This window comes from Psychromonas sp. CNPT3 (assembly GCF_000153405.2).
Taxonomy (GTDB): domain Bacteria; phylum Pseudomonadota; class Gammaproteobacteria; order Enterobacterales; family Psychromonadaceae; genus Psychromonas.
Map to the genome: position 1 here is coordinate 276,625 of NC_020802.1, position 19,592 is coordinate 296,216.

Annotated in this window: 14 protein-coding genes; 9 read left to right on the plus strand and 5 right to left on the minus strand. The window is 39.1% G+C overall.

Annotated features, from left to right (window positions below; translation table 11 throughout):
• Positions 1 to 44 precede the first annotated feature (44 nt).
• The 3 genes from PCNPT3_RS01305 to putP all read left to right on the plus strand — a co-directional run bounded on the left by PCNPT3_RS01305 (position 45) and on the right by putP (position 5,071).
• The gene (locus PCNPT3_RS01305; RefSeq protein ID WP_015464067.1) at positions 45 to 1,055 is read left to right on the plus strand and encodes a hybrid-cluster NAD(P)-dependent oxidoreductase; all 1,011 of its coding nucleotides are present in this window, start codon (positions 45 to 47) and stop codon (positions 1,053 to 1,055) included.
• A 162-nt stretch (positions 1,056 to 1,217) separates the two neighbouring features.
• Positions 1,218 to 3,290 carry an ATP-dependent DNA helicase RecG gene (gene recG / locus PCNPT3_RS01310; protein ID WP_015464068.1) on the plus strand — a complete coding sequence of 691 codons (2,073 nt, stop codon included), beginning with the start codon at positions 1,218 to 1,220 and terminating at the stop codon, positions 3,288 to 3,290.
• Positions 3,291 to 3,586: 296 nt separating this feature from the next.
• Complete coding sequence (gene putP, locus PCNPT3_RS01315) at positions 3,587 to 5,071, plus strand: sodium/proline symporter PutP (RefSeq protein ID WP_015464069.1); 1,485 nt, start codon at positions 3,587 to 3,589, stop codon at positions 5,069 to 5,071.
• Positions 5,072 to 5,126: 55 nt separating this feature from the next.
• Here putP and glnG read toward each other — a convergent pair whose 3' ends face one another.
• The 4 genes from glnG to glnA form a co-directional block, all read right to left on the minus strand.
• On the minus strand, positions 5,127 to 6,521 hold the full coding sequence (glnG, locus tag PCNPT3_RS01320; RefSeq protein WP_015464070.1) for a nitrogen regulation protein NR(I): 1,395 nt from the start codon (positions 6,519 to 6,521) through the stop codon (positions 5,127 to 5,129).
• 11 nt (positions 6,522 to 6,532) lie between these two features.
• On the minus strand, positions 6,533 to 7,603 hold the full coding sequence (gene glnL / locus PCNPT3_RS01325) for a nitrogen regulation protein NR(II) (protein WP_015464071.1): 1,071 nt from the start codon (positions 7,601 to 7,603) through the stop codon (positions 6,533 to 6,535).
• A 10-nt stretch (positions 7,604 to 7,613) separates the two neighbouring features.
• Positions 7,614 to 8,156: a DUF4124 domain-containing protein gene (locus PCNPT3_RS01330; RefSeq protein ID WP_015464072.1), complete on the minus strand. Its 543-nt coding sequence runs from the start codon at positions 8,154 to 8,156 to the stop codon at positions 7,614 to 7,616.
• A gap of 171 nt (positions 8,157 to 8,327) precedes the next feature.
• Complete coding sequence (glnA, locus tag PCNPT3_RS01335) at positions 8,328 to 9,746, minus strand: glutamate--ammonia ligase (RefSeq protein WP_015464073.1); 1,419 nt, start codon at positions 9,744 to 9,746, stop codon at positions 8,328 to 8,330.
• A 398-nt stretch (positions 9,747 to 10,144) separates the two neighbouring features.
• Here glnA and typA point away from each other — a divergent pair, with 398 nt between their 5' ends.
• Entirely contained in the window at positions 10,145 to 11,971 is a 1,827-nt protein-coding gene (typA, locus tag PCNPT3_RS01340; RefSeq protein ID WP_015464074.1) for a translational GTPase TypA, read from the plus strand.
• 555 nt (positions 11,972 to 12,526) lie between these two features.
• Here the strand turns inward: typA and PCNPT3_RS01350 are convergent.
• A complete protein-coding gene (locus PCNPT3_RS01350; RefSeq protein WP_015464076.1) occupies positions 12,527 to 13,546 on the minus strand; it encodes an OmpA family protein in 1,020 nt (339 codons plus the stop codon).
• A gap of 233 nt (positions 13,547 to 13,779) precedes the next feature.
• Between PCNPT3_RS01350 and PCNPT3_RS01355 the strand changes: the two genes are divergently transcribed.
• The 5 genes from PCNPT3_RS01355 (at position 13,780) to pyrE (ending at position 19,563) form a co-directional block, all read left to right on the plus strand.
• Positions 13,780 to 14,661 (plus strand): virulence factor BrkB family protein, encoded by an 882-nt coding sequence (locus PCNPT3_RS01355; protein ID WP_015464077.1) that lies wholly within the window; start codon positions 13,780 to 13,782, stop codon positions 14,659 to 14,661.
• Entirely contained in the window at positions 14,627 to 15,064 is a 438-nt protein-coding gene (gene dtd, locus PCNPT3_RS01360; RefSeq protein WP_015464078.1) for a D-aminoacyl-tRNA deacylase, read from the plus strand. The genes PCNPT3_RS01355 and dtd overlap by 35 nt, the downstream gene beginning before the upstream one ends.
• Before the next feature lie 19 nt (positions 15,065 to 15,083).
• Positions 15,084 to 17,966, plus strand: coding sequence for an insulinase family protein (locus PCNPT3_RS01365; RefSeq protein WP_015464079.1), 2,883 nt, complete (start codon positions 15,084 to 15,086; stop codon positions 17,964 to 17,966).
• Positions 17,967 to 18,195: 229 nt separating this feature from the next.
• The gene (gene rph / locus PCNPT3_RS01370) at positions 18,196 to 18,915 is read left to right on the plus strand and encodes a ribonuclease PH (protein WP_015464080.1); all 720 of its coding nucleotides are present in this window, start codon (positions 18,196 to 18,198) and stop codon (positions 18,913 to 18,915) included.
• A 3-nt stretch (positions 18,916 to 18,918) separates the two neighbouring features.
• Positions 18,919 to 19,563: an orotate phosphoribosyltransferase gene (gene pyrE, locus PCNPT3_RS01375; RefSeq protein ID WP_015464081.1), complete on the plus strand. Its 645-nt coding sequence runs from the start codon at positions 18,919 to 18,921 to the stop codon at positions 19,561 to 19,563.
• Positions 19,564 to 19,592 lie beyond the last annotated feature (29 nt).

Sequence of the window (19,592 nt, forward strand, 5' to 3'; positions counted from 1 at the left end):
TGGCTAATTAATTAATGATTAATTAGCCAAAAGAAGGATGAAACATGCAATCTCAATTTGAATCTATTATCTGTGTAAAACGTACCGATGAAACGTCGGATGCCAGCACCTTTGAATTTAAAAAACTCGATAATAGTGTCTTTTATTATAAAGCCGGACAATTTATTACTTTTGCTGTAGATGTCGCCGGTGAGTTGGAATATCGTGCATACTCGCTTGCATCAACACCCTCAAAACCTGAATCAATCTCGATCACCATCAAACGAGTAGCGGGTGGTAAAGTATCTAATTATTTACTTGATAATTTACAAGCGGGTATAGGCTTACCGGCTATGGCGCCGGCGGGAGAGTTTACGCTTGAAGATAATCTGTTAACAAACGAGATTGTACTGTTTAGTGCTGGTAGTGGTATTACGCCTTGTATATCGATTGCGCGCTATCTTTTAGACACAGAACAAGCGGTAAATATTCACTTTATTTACAGTGCATGTAGTGATAAAGATATTATTATGGAAAAACAGTTAATGTCACTGCATCAGCGCTATGATAATTTTCGTGTTTCGTTTATTTTAGAGGAAACAGATCATGAGGGTAGAATAAAAGGACGTTTAAACGAAACTAACTTTGTACAGCTGGTTCCTGATCTTAAAGGGAAAACAATCTTCACGTGTGGACCAACTGCGTATATGGATGTTCTGAAATCATTGTTGATAGAGCATGACTTCGATATGCAATTTTTTCACAAAGAAAGTTTTGTTGCGCTAAAAAACACAGTAGAAGAGCATAACGAGACAGAGACATTTCAGATTTTCGCACCACAATATGGGAAAAGTTTGACCATAAAAAATAATCAAACATTACTCGAAGCATTAGAAATGGCGGGTGTGCCGATAATTGGAGCTTGTCGCTCTGGTGTTTGCGGCGCGTGTAAATGTAAAGTGGTTGGCGATGTTAAAAGCAGTAGTGAGGCGATGCTTAGTGCGGAGCAAATCAAACAAGGTTATGTTCTGAGTTGCAGTAGTCGAGCTTATTCTGATTTAGTGGTTGAGCTTTAAATTTTATGCTAAAAAATCTTAATTTTGTATTTTATGGTATTAGGATGAAATACACTTTTTATTGTGCCATATCCTTAAAAAGATAATGGCATTTTTATTTATTATCTTATAGTTTATAAAACAGTGTAAAATATCATTGTGATGTAATGCGTTAGGATAAATATGAAACTAGAAAAAATTCCATTAAGTGCTCTTCATGGTGTTGGCATAAAGATGTTAGAAAAATTAGCCAAAATAAACATGCATAATGTTGTTGATCTTCTTTTTCATTTACCATTACATTACCAAGATCGTGCGTGTGTATATCCCATTTCACAATTACAAGATGGCATGCAAGTGAGTATTGCTGGGCGTATTGTCAGTTGCCAAGTACAAAAGGGAAAACGACGCATTTTAAAATGTAAAATTCGTGATGAGAGTGGTATTGCTTGTCTTAATTTTTTTCATTTTAATGTGGCTCAACAAAATGCGTTTACAGAAGGTCGGCTGATACAATGTTTTGGTGAGTTTAAGCGAGGCTATCAAGGTGTTGAAGTCACTCATCCTGAGTATCATTTTATCGACCAACGTCAGGAAAACACACAAGGTGGTCACTTAACGCCTGTATACCCTAGTACCGACGGCTTAAAGCAAAATAATTTACGTAAATTAGTATTACAATCGTTACAACTTTTACAGCAAAATGGCATAGAAGAAGTGTTACCAACGCATTTGCTGAGCCATCCTTTAAGCCTACAAGATGCGCTACTTTATTTGCATCAACCACCTACCGATGCCTGCATTGAACAACTTGAAGCGCGCAGTCATCCTGCCCAACAACGTTTAATTTTAGAAGAATTATTAGCACAACAAGTCAATATGTTAATGATGCGTAGCGCGGTGCAAAAAAATAAAAGCATGGACATTGCTAAAAGCACAATACTTGCGCCAAAATTACTGCACGCGTTGCCATTCACTGCAACGCAGGCCCAGCTACGAGTTGGCATTGAAATAGCCGATGATTTACAAAAAAACATTCCGATGATGCGCCTCGTACAAGGCGATGTGGGCTCTGGGAAAACCTTAGTTGCAGCACTCGCTGCATTAAGTGTGATAGAAGCGGGTTATCAAGTGGCATTAATGGCACCCACCGAGTTATTGGCTGAGCAACATCGTTTGACCTTTCAAAACTGGTTTGCGCCACTTGGAGTTCGCGTTGGCATGTTATCAGGGAAAATGAAAGTCAAAGAGAAGCGCTCACAAACGCTAGATATACAATTGGGTCTCGCGCAAATGGTGATTGGTACGCATGCACTCTTCTCAGATAACGTCGTATTTAAAAACTTACAATTGATCATTGTTGATGAGCAACATCGCTTTGGTGTACATCAGCGGCTGGCCTTACTCAGTAAAGGGCAATCAGGTGACGTTGCGCCACATCAATTGACCATGACAGCGACACCTATCCCCCGTACTTTGGCGATGACAGCTTATGCAGACTTGAAAATTTCGGTAATTGATGAGCTACCCGCGGGGCGCATGCCGGTGCAAACTACGGTGTTACCTGAAATGCGTCGAGGCGATATTATCAAGCGTGTTTATCAAGCCTGTAAAAATCAAGGTCGCCAAGCTTATTGGGTGTGCACGTTAATTTGTGAGTCGGAAGTGTTGCAATGCCAAGCGGCCGAAGATATTGCGAATAATTTACAACTTTCATTAGTTGATTTACGCATTGGTTTAGTACATGGGCGAATGAGCGCGTTAGAAAAACAGTATGTTATGGATGCCTTTAAAAGTGGTGAATTAGATTTACTGGTGGCAACAACCGTGATTGAAGTCGGAGTTGATGTTCCTAACGCGAGTTTAATGATCATTGAAAATGCGGAGCGTTTAGGTCTTGCGCAATTACATCAATTACGCGGCCGTGTGGGTCGAGGCACTGTTGCGAGTCATTGCGTTTTACTTTATAAAGATCCGTTATCGAATGTTGCCAAAAAACGCTTACAAATATTACGACGCAGTAATGATGGCTTTTATATTGCAGAGCAAGATCTTTTAATTCGAGGCCCAGGTGAAGTTTTAGGTACCAAGCAAACAGGTGTAGCAAGTTTTAAAATTGCTGATTTACTGCGTGACCAAAGCTTGCTGCCGGACGTGCAACGTTTAGCGGGGCTATTACTGACTCAACATCCACAATATATCACGCCGTTAACGACGCGTTGGCTCGGTGATAAGCAAGATTACGGACAAGTATAGAGAAAAATTTTAGGTGGAAGTTTTATACCTATGTCACCTAAAAATGTTTTATCAGAGAGGAGTAAAAATACTTATTAAAAGTGCATCTTTTTACTCCAAAGGCAATCAAACTTATCTTTGTTTTTGACCTGTCGTTATAAAATATCAAGGTAGATCCCCTCTGTTTGAATTTTACACTTCAAAGTTAACTTTTCACCTTGAGTATCAATGACTTTTGTTTTGTTGATATATAGATGAGAGGATAAAAATGTTGAATTTTGTTATGCTCATCACCCTTTTAATGATCAGGAACTTTTATGATTGAGAATAATTTCGCGATCACCTCTGTCTTTATAGCTTATCTTTTGGTGATGTTATTTATTGGCTGGTATGCATATCAACGTACAAAAAATTCGGCAGATTACTTTTTAGGTGGACGGACACTCGGGCCGTGGCCGGCAGCTCTCTCTGCAGGTGCATCTGATATGAGTGGCTGGTTACTACTGGGGCTACCCGGTTATGCCTATGCTGCGGGGATAGAATCATTATGGTTAGCGGGCGGTTTATTATTGGGAACGTGGGCAAACTGGTATATTTGCGCCAAACGTCTACGTACTTTTAGTATTACAACGGATGATGCGTTAACACTCCCTGAATATATCTCACGTCGTTTTCAAGATAACTCTAAAATACTACAAACGATGGCAGCCTTCTTTATTCTGATGTTTTTCTTGTTTTATACGAGTTCAGGCTTAGTTGCTGGCGGTAAATTATTTGAAACAGTCTTTGGCTTAGATTATCACTACGCTGTTGTGATAGGCACGGTTTGTGTGGTGTCTTATACCTTATTTGGTGGTTTTTTAGCTGTGGCATGGACAGATCTGGTACAAGGATTATTAATGTCTGCCGCTTTATTAGTGGTACCTTTGGCCGCGATGCAAGGTGATTTTTCACAATTAAGCGTCGATCTTTATCAAATTAACCCCGAATTATTAACGCTATGGAATGGTATTGATGGGCAACCCTTATCATGGATTGCCATTGTGTCATTATTAGCATGGGGTTTAGGCTACTTTGGTCAGCCTCATATATTGGCTCGATTTAATGCGACGCGCAGTAATAAAGATCTCGTGGCAGCCAGACGTATTGCGGTGATATGGACGGCATTATCCATGTGTGGTGCTGTTTTAGTGGGGCTCGTTGGCCTTATTTATGTGCAGGGCGAGCTTGTTGATGGTGAAAAAATATTTATGATCTTAGTAAATACTATTTTTCATCCCTTAATGGCCGGCGTTTTATTAGCGGCTATTTTAGCCGCTATCATGAGTACGGCAGATTCTCAGTTACTGGTTTCTTCCTCTGCATTAGCGGAAGATTTTTATAAACAACTTATTCGTCCGCAAGCTTCTTCAGCAGAAATTATGTTGGTGGGGCGTTTAGGTGTTATTTTCTTATCGTTATTAGCACTCTATTTAGCCATGACGCCAGAAAGTTCGGTATTAGGATTAGTCTCTTATGCGTGGGCGGGTTTTGGTGCCGCATTTGGCCCTGTATTGATCCTAAGCTTGTATTGGAAACGCATGACTCGCAATGGCGCGTTAGCGGGAATGCTTGTCGGTGGCGTTAGCGTTTTGATTTGGAAGCCGTTAACGGGAGGGATTTTTGATCTTTATGAGATCGTACCCGGTATTATTTTTGCAAGTATTGCGATTGTTGTCGCTAGCTTAATGAGCGCAAAACCGAGTCAAAAGGTATTGGATCAGTATGCTACGTATGAAAAGAACTTAATTGAGTTTGATTAAATTTAATTAAACTCAATTAAATAAAAAAGGAGACAATGTTTATTGTCTCCTTTTTTTAAAGGTTAAATTCTTTTAATTTACGGGTTAACGTATTACGGCCCCAGCCGAGTCTTTTAGCTGCTTCTAATTTTTTACCATGGGTAAAGGATAAGGTAGTTTGTAGCATTAACTTTTCGAGTTGAGGTAACGCCTCACTCAGTAAATCTTGCTGCCCATTTTGTAAGGCGGCCAAGGTCCACTGTACTAAGTTTTTTTGCCATTGTGGCGTATCACTTGGCATATCAGCTGTTTGAGCGCTGATTTCAAGCGGAAGGTCATTAATATGTATCTCTTGACCACTGGCCATCACCGTTAGCCAGCGACACAAATTTTCAAGCTGGCGAACATTACCTGGCCACAATAAACCCTGTAAATGTTTTTGACATGCGTTGCTAATTTTTTTCTGTTCAACTTTGAGTTCAAGGGCAATTTGTTGTAAAAAATGTTGGCTTAATAAAGGGATATCTTCACGGCGCTCATGCAAGGCAGGAAGCTGTAAGCGGATCACGTTTAAACGATGAAAGAGATCTTCTCGGAAATCGCCATTTTTTACTTTTTCTTCTAAATTATGATGAGTTGCCGCGATAATACGCACATCAACTTGTATCGCTTGCGCGCCCCCAACACGGTAAAATTGTCCATCGGAAAGCACGCGCAGTAAGCGAGTTTGTACATCAAGTGGCATATCTCCAATTTCATCAAGAAATAAGGTGCCTCCATCGGCTTGTTCAAAGCGTCCTTTTCGACTATTTACTGCCCCCGTAAAGGCACCTTTTTCATGTCCAAAAAGTTCAGCTTCGATAAGCTCCCTTGGGATGGCTGCCATATTTAAGGCGATAAATGTTTGCTGGCTACGTGGGCTATGTTTATGTAATGCGTGTGCAACCAACTCTTTACCGGTACCTGACTGGCCATTTATTAATACATTCATGCTAGATCGCGAAAGGCGACCAATGACTCTAAATACATCTTGCATCGCCGGCGCTTCGCCAATAATTTCAGGTGTATGTAACGGTATTTCAGGCTGTGCACGCTTTTGTTTTAATTCCAAACTATGGCTAATAGCCCGCTGGATCATGGTACTCGCTTCATGAATATCAAAAGGTTTGGGTAAATATTCAAAAGCGCCACTTTGGTAAGCGCTAACGGCGCTGTCTAAGTCACTGTGCGCCGTCATAATGATAATGGGGAGCGATGGAAATTTTTGATGAATACGCTGCATTAATGCAAGACCATCCTGACCGGGCATACGGATGTCAGAAATGATGACTTCAGGTTGCTCTATTTGTAATTGCTCCCATAAACGCTCTGCATCGGGAAAACTGGCATAACTTATTTTTTTTGTTTTTAAGGTGCGCTCTAATACCCAACGAATGGCATGATCGTCATCCACTATCCATGCTGTTGCCATTATTTCTCTCTTTATAAAATGATTGGTAAATAGATCAAAAACTCAGTTTGTGTACTGCAACTTTGGTATTCAATTCGTCCATGGTGTTGTTTTATTAGCGTTTGTGCGATTGACAACCCCAGCCCTGTACCTTTCTCTCTGCCCGTCACCATGGGGAAAAAAAGCGTATCTTGTAAGTGCTTACTAATACCTGGGCCATTGTCGGTTATTTTTATTTCAGCCACAAGGCGTTGTGGCCTCCCATTAATGGTTATCTGGTGCGCACTGCGTGTGCGTATGGTTATTTTTGCATTTTGGGTATTTGCACTACTAAGAGCTTGCACTGCATTTTGCACAATATTAAGAAAAGCTTGTTGCAGTTGATCCGATTGCATTTCAAAGTCGGGGATACTGGGATCATAATCCACATGTAAGTGGATGCTATCCGGAAGGTCTATTTGTACGAGTTTACGCACCTGCTCTAACGCAACGTGTATATTGTCACGTTTTCTTGTCCCTATGGCGGTAGGGCCGAGTAAACGGTCTACTAACGCACTTAATCTATCTGCTTGTTGAATAATGATTTGGGTGAATTCTTTCAAATCTTCACTACCTAATTCGGCTTCAAGTAATTGTGCTGCGCCACGTAATCCTCCTAATGGATTTTTAATTTCATGCGCTAAAGAGCGCATCAAATCTTGTGCGACTTGTTGTTGGTGTTGCTGGTAATACACTTGTCTCGATTTACGTTGCTGGCTGATCCCTTGCATTTCAATAAGTACATGGGCTTGCTCATTAAAAAGCAGAGGGCTGACACTTAAATTTAATAAAAGTGGGCGCCCTTCGATAAGTAATGAGACTTCACTTTGCGTAAATGCATTATGTGTTTTAAATACTTTTTCAATGTAACGCTTATCAAAATGAAACTGCTCTGCTAATTGCGCCAATGTTTGCGCTTTGAGACGCTGCGTACTTTGTAAAAGAAGCAGTTCACAGGCGGGGTTAGCATAAATGATCTCCCCGTTATGCGTAATAACCAGAAAAGCGGTTTGTGCTTCTTCTAAAAGTGCAAAGGGTAGCTGGGTGAGTTGAGTTGTTAGCATTTTTTATCTTTTATCTTTTAACATTGGCGCGTAAAAGGTGCATTCTAATAACGGGGCTTTTATGGAGAATTTGTTTATCTTTATCGATTAAATAAACCTGCAATAGATGCGTGCCACGGCCAACGCTTTGTTGTGTGATTGTCGTTGTGTGCTGCGCTTTACCGACTTTGACGCCATCTATATATAATTGTAACTTTTGAGTACTGAGCATATTAGGTGAAATTTTGACTTGTACCTTTAGTTCCCCATTATTACTGCGCAGTGCCATATCATTGCGTGGATAATTGATATTGGCTTGATAAGCGATAATTTTTGTTTTTTGTTTTTCAAAGGATTTTTTTTCAATGATATGTTGCGATGTGTTCACTTCACTTTTGTTAGGCACAGCAAAAACATTATTGATTTTAATCTCGATAGGTTTATTGTTTTCATTGGCTTTATCGGAAAAATGCACATTACCTTGGGCATCTATAGTTTTATAAATGGTGGTATCGGAGGCGTAAACACTGGCACTGAAAAGGCCGAAGAAAAAGAGGTAAATGAATAAAGGCATGAGTATATTCCTTATACAAAATAAAGTATTCGATGTTTGTGTTTAATTTTTTTGCATGAGACTCGATATTTGCTTATCTCGTTTGCATGTAAAACTAAGCATACCTTTTAAAATATAAAAAAACCCGCATAAGTGCGGGTTTTTATATTTAATATTGTATGGGAAACGTAATTATACGCTGTAGTACAATTCAAACTCTTTTGGATGTGTTGCTTGTGAAACGGCTTCACACTCTGCTTTTTTAAGTTTAATAAAAGCATCAATTGAAGAGTTCGAGAACACGTCACCGTGAAGAAGGAACTCTCTGTCTTTATCAAGGGCTGCTAGCGCCTCTTCAAAAGATACGGCAACTTGTGGAATTGAATCCGCTTCTTCTTGAGGAAGATCATAAAGATCTTTATCAAGCGCTTCACCCGGATCAATTTTATTCTTAATGCCGTCAAGACCTGCCATTAGCATCACAGAAAAACCTAAATAAGGGTTCATGGTTGGATCTGGGAAACGCACTTCGATACGTGATGCTTTCGGTGAAGGCACAACAGGAATGCGAATAGATGCACTACGGTTACCCGCAGAATAAGCAAGCATGACAGGGGCTTCAAAACCAGGGATAAGGCGTTTGTATGAGTTAGTTGATGCATTAGTATAAGCATTGATAGCTTTAGCATGCTTAATAATACCGCCAATATAATAGAGCGCCATTTGTGATAGACCACCATAAAGGTCGCCAGAGAATAAATTCACGCCATCTTTCGCAAGTGATTGGTGACAATGATTACCTGAGCCATTATCGCCCACAAGAGGTTTAGGCATGAAGGTGGCTGTTTGGCCGTAAGCGTGCGCTACATTGTGTACCACATATTTGTAAATTTGTAATTCATCTGCTTTTTTTACAATGGTATTAAAGCGGCAAGCAATTTCATTTTGACCGGCAGTCGCAACTTCATGGTGATGCGCTTCAACGATCAAGCCCATCTCTTCCATGATCAAACACATAGCCGAGCGAATATTTTGGCCACTATCAACGGGTGAAACTGGGAAATAACCGCCTTTAATACCTGGGCGATGACCTGTATTACCTTCTTCGTAAACAGTGCCAGAGTTCCAAGACGCTTCTTTAGCATCAATCGCATAAAAAGCACCATTAATACTGTTTGAGTAACGAACGTCATCGAATAGGAAGAATTCAGGCTCAGGGCCAAATAAAATAGTATCCGCAAGACCAGTTGAGCGCATGTACGCTTCTGCGCGTTTAGCGACAGAGCGGGGATCGCGATCGTAACCAAGCATAGTTTTTGGCTCGAGAACATCACACCGCAAGTTTAGCGTTAGCTCATCGGTAAAAGGGTCAATGACCGCAGTACTTGGATCGGGCATTAAAATCATGTCTGAATCTTGAATACCTTTCCAGCCTGCAATTGATGACCCATCAAACATTTTACCGTCTTCAAAAAAATCTTCGGTTACTTGGTGAAAGGGTACTGAAACGTGTTGCTCTTTACCGTGAGTATCAGTAAAACGTAAGTCAACGAATTTTACGTCTTGCTCTTGAATCAGATCAAGTACGTCTTGTGCAGTTTTTACAGACATTTTTACAACCTCAATTGATATAAATAATGATGTGTTTAACAATAACTAATAAACAAGTATAGCGAGAACCATGCCAACTTGCAGAGTAGCATTTATAAGGGGCTTGATGATATTAAATTGAACTTTGCACCATTTAGGTGCTTTTTTGCGCATAAATGGTGCTGAGATATGTCTTAAATACGCAAATATACAAAATAAATTATTTATTGTGCATTTATATTTATTGTGACGTAGTTAAAACTTTCTATTTCTCAAATAATGGTTACAATGTGCGCACTTCGGTTCGGATACATTTACTGTGTTCTAAAGTAACCAAACAGATACCAATTAGGCCAATTTCACTCCCTGTAAATTAACCTAATTGGTATTTTTCTACCATTATTATTTTGAGGCGCATCATGTCGTTAGATAAATTAAGAAATATTGCCATCATTGCTCACGTTGATCACGGTAAAACTACCCTTGTTGATAAATTGCTAGAGCAATCAGGAACATTACACACACGTGGCGGTAATGAAGAACGCGTCATGGACTCTAATGATTTAGAGAAAGAGCGTGGCATTACTATCCTTGCTAAAAACACAGCGATTGAGTGGAACGGTTACCACATCAATATCGTAGATACTCCTGGACATGCTGACTTCGGTGGCGAAGTTGAGCGTATTATGTCTATGGTAGACAGTGTTTGTTTGCTTGTTGATGCAGTTGATGGCCCTATGCCACAAACTCGTTTTGTAACACAAAAAGCATTTGCACAAGGTTTAAAACCAATTGTTATTATTAACAAAATTGATAAACCTGGCGCGCGTCCTGAATGGGTAATGGATCAAGTATTTGATTTGTTTGATAACTTAGGTGCTACTGATGAGCAGTTAGACTTTAAAGTTATTTACGCATCAGCACTTAATGGTTGGGCTAATTCAGAAACTGAAGAGCCAACAGAAAACATGGAATCATTATTCCAAGCAATTGTAGATCATGTTGAACCACCAAAAGGTGATCGCGATGGTGATTTCCAAATGCAGATCTCACAACTTGATCATAATGCTTATGTTGGTGTTATCGGCGTAGGTCGTATTATGCGTGGTAGTGTTAAAGTTAACCAACAAGTAACCGTAATTGGTAGTGATGGTAAACAGCGTAAAGGTAAAGTTGGCCAAGTATTAGGTTACTTAGGACTTGAGCGTTACGATATTGATATCGCAGAAGCGGGTAATATTGTTGCAATCAGTGGTTTAGGCGAACTTAAAATTTCTGATACAGTTTGTGCACCAAATAATGTTGAAGCATTACCACCACTTAGTGTTGATGAACCAACGGTTACCATGACTTTCCAAGTTAATAACTCACCATTTTGTGGTAAAGAAGGTAAATTCGTTACTTCACGTAATATTTTAGACCGTTTAAATAAAGAGCTTGTGCATAATGTTGCACTTAAAGTGGAAGAAACGGGTGATCCTGATAAATTTAAAGTATCAGGTCGTGGTGAACTACATCTTGCAATCTTAATTGAAAACATGCGTCGTGAAGGTTTCGAGCTCGCAGTATCTCGTCCTGAAGTTATCGAACGAATGATTGACGGTGTGTTGCATGAGCCAATGGAAACATTGACTGTTGATTGTGAAGATCAGCATCAAGGTGGCATCATGGAGCAATTAGGCATACGTAAAGCTGAATTGACTAACATGATCCCAGATGGCAAAGGCCGTATACGTTTAGACTTTATGATCCCAAGTCGTGGTTTGATCGGTTTCCAAACTGAATTTATGACAATGACATCTGGCTCTGGTCTTCTTTACCATAGTTTTGATCATTACGGTCCCCATAAAGGTGGCAATATTGGTCAACGTCAAAACGGCGTATTAGTTTGTAATCAAGCGGGTAAAGCGGTTACTTACTCATTGTTCTTCTTACAAGATCGTGGTCGTCTGTTCTTAGGTCATGCAACAGAAGTATACGAAGGTCAAATCATCGGTATGCATAACCGTTCAAACGATTTAACGGTTAACTGTATTCGTGGTAAACAACTGACTAACGTACGTTCTTCTGGTACTGATGAAGCGCAAACGCTTTCACCTTTTATCGACATGACACTTGAGCAAGCGCTTGAGTTCATTGATGTTGATGAATTGGTTGAAGTAACACCAAAAAGCATTCGTATTCGTAAGAAATTATTAACAGAAAACGAACGTAAACGTGCAGCTCGCCCTAAAAAAGGTGCGTAATTAAATACGTTTAATGTTTTAAAAATCCCTTATCAGCTCAGCTGGTAAGGGATTTTTTTTATCTTTTTTTCGCGCCGTTTAAACCTAACGTTTTAAACGTTATCCGCATGTGACTTCATATAACGAACTAATACGGCTTAGCTTATCAGTATAAAAGGGAAACAGTGTGCGCCTAAATGATGCATTATCACTCTTTCTTATCTCGATATTTATAGCACTATATCAACGACATAGATGGGGTTGATAGTGTGGACTTTTTGGTGCTAGTTCGAATGGCTTTTCTACGCCTAAGTTAGGAAAATGCAATCATGAACGGCAATCCCGACAATAGCGGAATAAAGCGTGTTGAGGTGATATGAGTCTCAAATCTAAAGGCGATGTATTATTTCTGGCAGGCTACATAAAAGCAGTCATTTTTCGGTATGAGAGGGATTGTGATGATAAAAATAAGCCGTACATGTTTGCTCTTTGCCTGCATGTAGAGATTGATTTTACGCAGGGTATAAAAAAACCCTTAATGAGAACATTAAGGGTTTTTGAGATGTTTAAATAAAATTATTTATTTGCCATCATTTCAAATGAAGGAGAAAATACAGAAACGCGGCGGTTCATTGCGCGACCTTCTGTTGTATCATTTGTTGCAATCGGCATGCTTTCGCCTTCACCGCTCACTGTCATACGTGATTTATCAATTGAGAACTCTTCAGATAAGTACGTTGCTAATGCATCAGCACGTTTTACTGAGAACGTTTGGTTATACTCAGCAGGACCACTTGCATCAGTATGACCCACTAAGAACAATTTAGCGTCTGGGTATGCTTTTAAATGCTCAATGACTGGCGTTAATTGCTGCATTGATTCTTCAGAAAGTACAGAGCTACCAAATGGGAATGCTACTTGTACTTTTTCACTCGCAATTTTCATCATTTTGTCTTGAACTTTTTCTTTTACTGCTTCTACTTTTTCTTGTACTGGCTCTTCAGCTACAAGTTGGCTTGCTACAATCGGTGCTGCAACTGCTGCAATCGCCGCAGGTGAACCCCAGTTATACACTAAGCTCACTGCAAGTAGATGTGCATCCCATTTCGCTTCATCAAGCGTTAAGTTGTTATAGTATTGGTATTCAAGACGCGTTGAAACATTGTCATTAAAGAAGTATTCTGCACCGAAACCAGCTGTTGCATTAAAGCCATCATCATTAGCGCTATCTGCATCTGTTTTATAACCGAAAGCACCCGCTTTAACAAAAAGATCTAGGTTGTCAGTTGCTTGTAATGTGAATTTACCAACTAATTCAAGTGCATGATTAGTGATTTTTTCAGAAGTTTCTAGCTCACCTAAATAAGTGTAACCACCCTCTAAAGCAAACCAATCGACAAAGTTGTAACCTAAAAAGAGACCGCCACCAATATTTGCATCAATTGCAGACGAAGACTCACCGCCACTGATTTTGTAATCAGTGTAGTCTGTTGCACCTAAGCGAAGACCTGTATACCAGTCATTATCAGTATGAGCTGCAAATGCAGTACTTGAAACAAGTAAAGCTGCAAGGGGAAGTGCATGTTTAATCTTCATAGTGTTTATCCTGTGTTATAAAAAAGTAAATCCTGAGTGTCGATGTTGCCGTTTTGCAACCAGAGTAGCACTTTATTTACTTTATTATTATTTAATTATCATATTAATTAGTATTTTGTGATTTATATAGCAGTGTAAAAAAAATATGCCTAAGATAGCAATATATTTATGTTGTTGCTTTTTCGCCTTAAGGTAAAATATGTTTTTAATTCAACGTCAGGAACGAACCTTTTATGTTTAAATTATGTGTTACGCAAAAAGCAAAAAGCACCGGCCGTTATTTGCTTTTTTTATATCAGCGTTGCCATCAAGATAATATAAAAGTGCCAGCGGGGCATTTAGCTTATGTGACTTTATTATCCATAGTGCCGTGTCTTGCTGTTATTTTTTATATGCTTTCGGCTTTTCCGATGTTTTCGGATCTTAATAAAATAATTGAAGATCTTATTTATAATAATTTCTTACCCACATCGGGAGACGCACTTAAAGTACATATGAGTGGCTTTATCGAAAATACGAAGAAAATGAGTATGATGGGTATCGCCTCTTTAATGGTGATCGCGTTATTATTGATTTCAACGATTGATCAAACCATTAATCGCATTTGGCGTTGCTCGACTAAGCGTTCTTGGGTCCAAGCATTTACTATTTATTGGACGATCTTAAGCCTTGGCCCCATTATATTGGGGGGCAGTATTGCTTTAAGCTCATACTTATTTGCGATTGTGCAACAACGTGGCTTTTTATCAGTGGGTCAGCAATTATTGAGTTTTATGCCTTTTATTGTTTCTTGGCTAGCTTTTTCAGGCGTGTATGCACTGGTGCCGAGGCAAAAAGTAAATGTCCGTTATGCTCTGATCGGTGGATTTAGCAGTGCTGTTTTATTAAATCTGGGTACGGATCTGTTTAGTTTATATATTATAAACTTCCCCTCGCAGCAGATAATATATGGTGCATTGGCCGTGATCCCGATCCTTTTTGTGTGGATCTATTTTAACTGGTTAATAGTGTTATTTGGTGCAGAGATAACGGTTAGCATTGATGAGTTTTTTGAAAAAGAAGACAATAACGAGAGGTCAAATGATTGCATTAATACAGCGAGTGACAAAAGCTAACGTCGAAGTTTCAGGACAGATTGTCGGTGAAATTAAACACGGCTTACTCATATTACTGGGTGTTGAAAAAGAAGATGACATAAAAAAATGTCATCGATTAGTTGATAAAGTATTAACTTTCCGTTTGTTTTCTGATAGTAATGATAAAATGAACCTTAATGTGCAACAGGTAAAAGGTGATATTCTGGTGATATCTCAATTTACCTTACCTGCAATAACACATAAAGGTAATCGCCCCGGTTTTTCAAATGGGGCCCCTGCAGAGATTGCAGAAAATTTATATATGCGCTTTAGTGAGCGCTGTCAGGAAAGCGAGTTACACGTTGAAAATGGTGTATTTGGCGCGGATATGCAAGTGTCATCAACCAATGATGGGCCTGTGACTTTTTGGCTTCAAGTCTAATTTTAAATAGGTATATAGAATGGTATTAAATAGATTATATTGCAAAGTAGGCCTTAGCTTCTTTTTATGTAGTGTCGCCAATGTTTTTGCGAGTAGCACTTCCCCATCTGTCGAGAATAGTATGTCATCCTTTCAAGTTTTAAGTACATCGATTCAAAAAAGCCCGAATGACTCGCGCCAATACGCGCAGATACGTTTAAATAATGGATTAGATGTTCTCCTTATCTCCGATCCTGATTTAAAAAATAGTGCGGCTTCTCTTTCTGTGCCGATAGGCAGTATGCATAATCCAGATCGGCAGTTAGGGCTTGCTCATTATTTAGAGCATATGCTGTTTTTGGGATCCCAGCGTTATCCTGTGATCAATGCATACAGTAAATTTATGGGACAACACGGTGGCTATACCAATGCTTATACGGCGCAAGATACCACCGTTTATGGTTTTGAAGTGAATGACAACGTTTTTGAAGAAGCGTTAGATAGAATGGGTGACGTGATGCGCGCCCCGTTACTTGATGAAACCTATGCAGATAAAGAAAGACATACGGTTAATGCTGAGCAGAAAACCTATTTTGATAATGACATGCGCAAGTTATATGCGCTGCAACGTTATACGTTAAATCCTAAACATCCCTCGGCTCGCTTTAGCACTGGGAATTTAGACACCTTAAAAGATAAGCCAGGTAGTAAATTACAAGATGAATTAAAGCTGTTTTTTAAGACCTATTATTCTGCAAATTTAATGAAAGTTGCTTTAATTAGTCCGCGCTCTATTGCTGACTTAGAAAAGATTGCCAGTCGTTATTTAACCCAAATTATCAACAGAAATACTCCCAAGCCCCTCATACTTACGCCATTATTAACCGATAAAGAGCGCGCTATCAAAGTGTCTATACAGCCAACGGCTGATATTAGAATGCTCCAAGTTAACTTTTTGGTGCCGAGTGTCAAAGATGAATATATGTACAAGCCAGGAGGCTATATTAGCCGCTTAATTGGATCAGATCACAAAGGTGGACTCTCTGATACGTTAAGGCATGCAGGCTTAATCGATCAGGTTATGGCGGGATTTTATGCGCAAGAAAGTGAGCATTATTCAAGTTTTTCAATACAATTTAAGTTAACGTCCAAAGGCTTGGATTCTCAAGATGAAATTATGGCAACCTTGTTTGCATTTATTGATTTGATCAAAGATAAAGGCATTAATGAATTACAATACACTCAACAGAAAAAAAGTGTCGATACTTATTTTAAATTTCTACGGAAAACGGGTGCGTTTAATTATGTGATGAAATTGTCGGCTGATATGCAGTTATATCCCATTAAGGATATTTTGTTTTATAGGTACCGTTTAGACTCATTTAAACCTTTGTTGATTAAAGATCTACTGAGTTATTTGACGCCTGAAAACAGCCGAATATTTGAACTAAACCCACAAATTAAAGGGCAGTTGCAGATCCCTTATTATAAAGGGAAATATACACAAGAAAAATTAACCACAGAGCAACTCGAGCGCTGGACACGTGACAGTCACGCTATAAAAATGCAATTACCCTCGGCTAACGAGTGGTCTGCTGAAGATTTATCGCTTCGTGAAAAAACAAACAGTGATAAAGCGATACAGTTAATTTCCCAAAAGGGGCATTCTGTTTGGTTTCAACAAAGTGCTTATTTAGAGGTGCCGAAAGGCAGTATCACCTTGCAATTAAACAGTGATATTAACGATCGCAGTGTTAAAAATAATGTGTTGATATCGGTACTACTCAATATCCTTAATAAGCAGTTCTCTGAGCTTAATTTTATGACGCAAGAGGCGGGTTTAGGATTTTCTTTAAGTGCGCTTGATGGTCTGTTAGTCAGTACTTCTGGCTACAGTGATAAACAAGAGCAATTATTATTGAGTGTATTAAATAAAATAAAAACAGCATCGTTTAATGACACTGAATTAGTGCAGGCGCAGCAAGAAATGCTTCGCCGAATCAATAATAAATCCAAATTAAGCGCGATGGACTTAGCTTTTGATGGTTTCCGTCAGTTAATGCGTCAACCTTCTTTCTCTGATGAGCAGTTGATAAAAGCCGTGCAGACTATCAGCATAGATGATTTGCTTATCTTTAGAGATAAGCTCTTTAGTCAATCGACTTTACGCTTATTGGTACTCGGTAATTTTAGTGCGCAAGAAGTGTTAGCGTTAGATAGCAGTATCAATAAATTGTTAGAGAGACAAAAAAGAGATTTTTATCAGTTACAGCGTAAAATTGCACATGTTAAGCAAGGGCCTTTAAATTACGCTTTGGCGTCAGAAATGCAAGATGATGCATTATTGAGTGTTTATTTAACGGATATCAAAGGCAATAAAGGCATTGCAACGGCATCTTTACTTAATAAATTATTAAAACCTGCTTTTTATGATCAAATACGCACGCAAGAGCAATTAAGCTATTCACCCTTTAGTCTGAGTTTAGCTATCCAAGATAATATCGCTTTTGGACTGGTAACGCAGAGCCCTGCCATTTCAAATCAGGCGTTATATGTGCGTTTTGATGTTTTTTTAACACAGTTTAAAAAACAATTAGAGAAGGAAACACAGGCCAAGTTTAAGGCGATTCAAGATGCACAGCTTGCCAACTATACGGCGAAGCCAACCTCTTTAGGGTCGGAGTTTTCGTATCTAACGGGGCAGTGGTTTGAGATGCGAGAGGATATTAATGGTAAAAAAGCATATATGGCTCAATTATCCAAAATCACATTGGCAGAGGTGCAAGATTTTTATCAAAATATCTTTATCAAAGGCTTGCATAGACAACAAATTATAGTGCAAGTTAGTGGTAGAAAGTTTAAAGATGAAGCATTATTAAAGCTCAAAAATGAGACCAAAATAAGCTCTGTCGAAGCGCCATAGCATATTAAAAGATAAGCGATTGCCGGCTTATTGTCTGCAATCGTAATGTCTTTAGAGATACCCCGATAGATAGCCCTTATATATCATTATATGATCACCTTTTATAAGGTGATTTTTTATAAGCGCAGACAAAAATATTTTTATTAAATAATAGATACATTCCTATTTTGAATTTAGAGTGCAGAGTCGATATACTAGGCGCTCATTTATATACAAGGTTTTTTTATTTATGCGTCCGAGTAAGCGTACCCCAGAGCAAAATCGTGAGATCAAAATCACCCGTAATTTTACAGATTATGCAGAAGGATCTGTATTAATTGAAATTGGTAACACTAAAGTATTATGTAATGCTTCTGTTTCTGATTCCGTGCCTCGTTTTTTAAAAGGCAAAGGTAAAGGTTGGGTTACTGCTGAATATGCGATGTTACCGCGCGCGACGCATACAAGAAACCAACGTGAAGCTGCCAAAGGTAAACAGGGCGGACGTACTTTAGAAATTCAGCGTTTGATTGCGCGTTCACTTCGAGCTGCTGTTGATTTAGATGCGTTTGGTGAGAATATGATCACAGTCGATTGTGATGTTATTCAAGCAGATGGTGGAACGCGTACTGCCTCTATCACGGGAGCATGTATTGCCCTTGCAGATGCACTTAACTGGATGGTAAAAGAAGGTAAAATCAAAAAAAGCCCTCTTAAGCAAATGATCGCAGCGGTTTCTGTTGGGATTTATAAAGATACACCCGTATGCGATCTTGATTATGCCGAAGATTCGAATGCACAAACTGATATGAATGTCGTGATGACTGAAGATGGTGGCATGATTGAAATTCAAGGAACGGCTGAAGATGGCGCCTTTTCTCATGAGCAATTATTAGCGATGTTATCTTTGGCAAAAGGCGGTATTGATAAGCTTATTGTTGAGCAGAAAAAAGCCTTAACTGGAGAGTAAGTAATGAAAGATTACCAACGCGAATTTATCGCTTTTGCGATTGAAAAAGACGTTTTAAAGTTTGGTGAGTTTACTTTAAAATCGGGAAGAGTAAGTCCTTACTTTTTTAATGCGGGACTCTTTAATACAGGTCGTGATCTTGCGCGTTTAGGGCGTTTTTATGCAGCTGCATTACAAGATTCTAAAATAGAATATGATTTATTATTTGGACCTGCTTATAAAGGGATCCCGATTGTGAGTACAACGGCTGTCGCGTTGGCAAACGATCATGACTTAGATCTTCCTTATTGCTTTAATCGTAAAGAAGAAAAAACACATGGCGAAGGTGGCTCTTTAGTGGGCGCTACCTTACAAGGCAAAGTGATGCTTGTTGATGATGTTATCACTGCGGGAACGGCTATTCGGGAATCAATGCAGCTTATTAATGCTCATAATGCCCAGCTTGCCGGCGTATTAATTGCGTTAGATAGGCAAGAGAAGGGCAAAGGTGAGCTTTCTGCTATTCAAGAGATTGAACAAGATCATGATGTTAAAGTGATTTCAATTGTGAAATTTAATGATGTGATAGCCTATCTTGAGAGTTCGACGGCAATGCAGGCACATTTACCTGCTGTTAAAGCATATCGTCAAAAATACGGCGTCGAGTAAACTTTTACGCCTTTGAGTGCTTTTAAAGC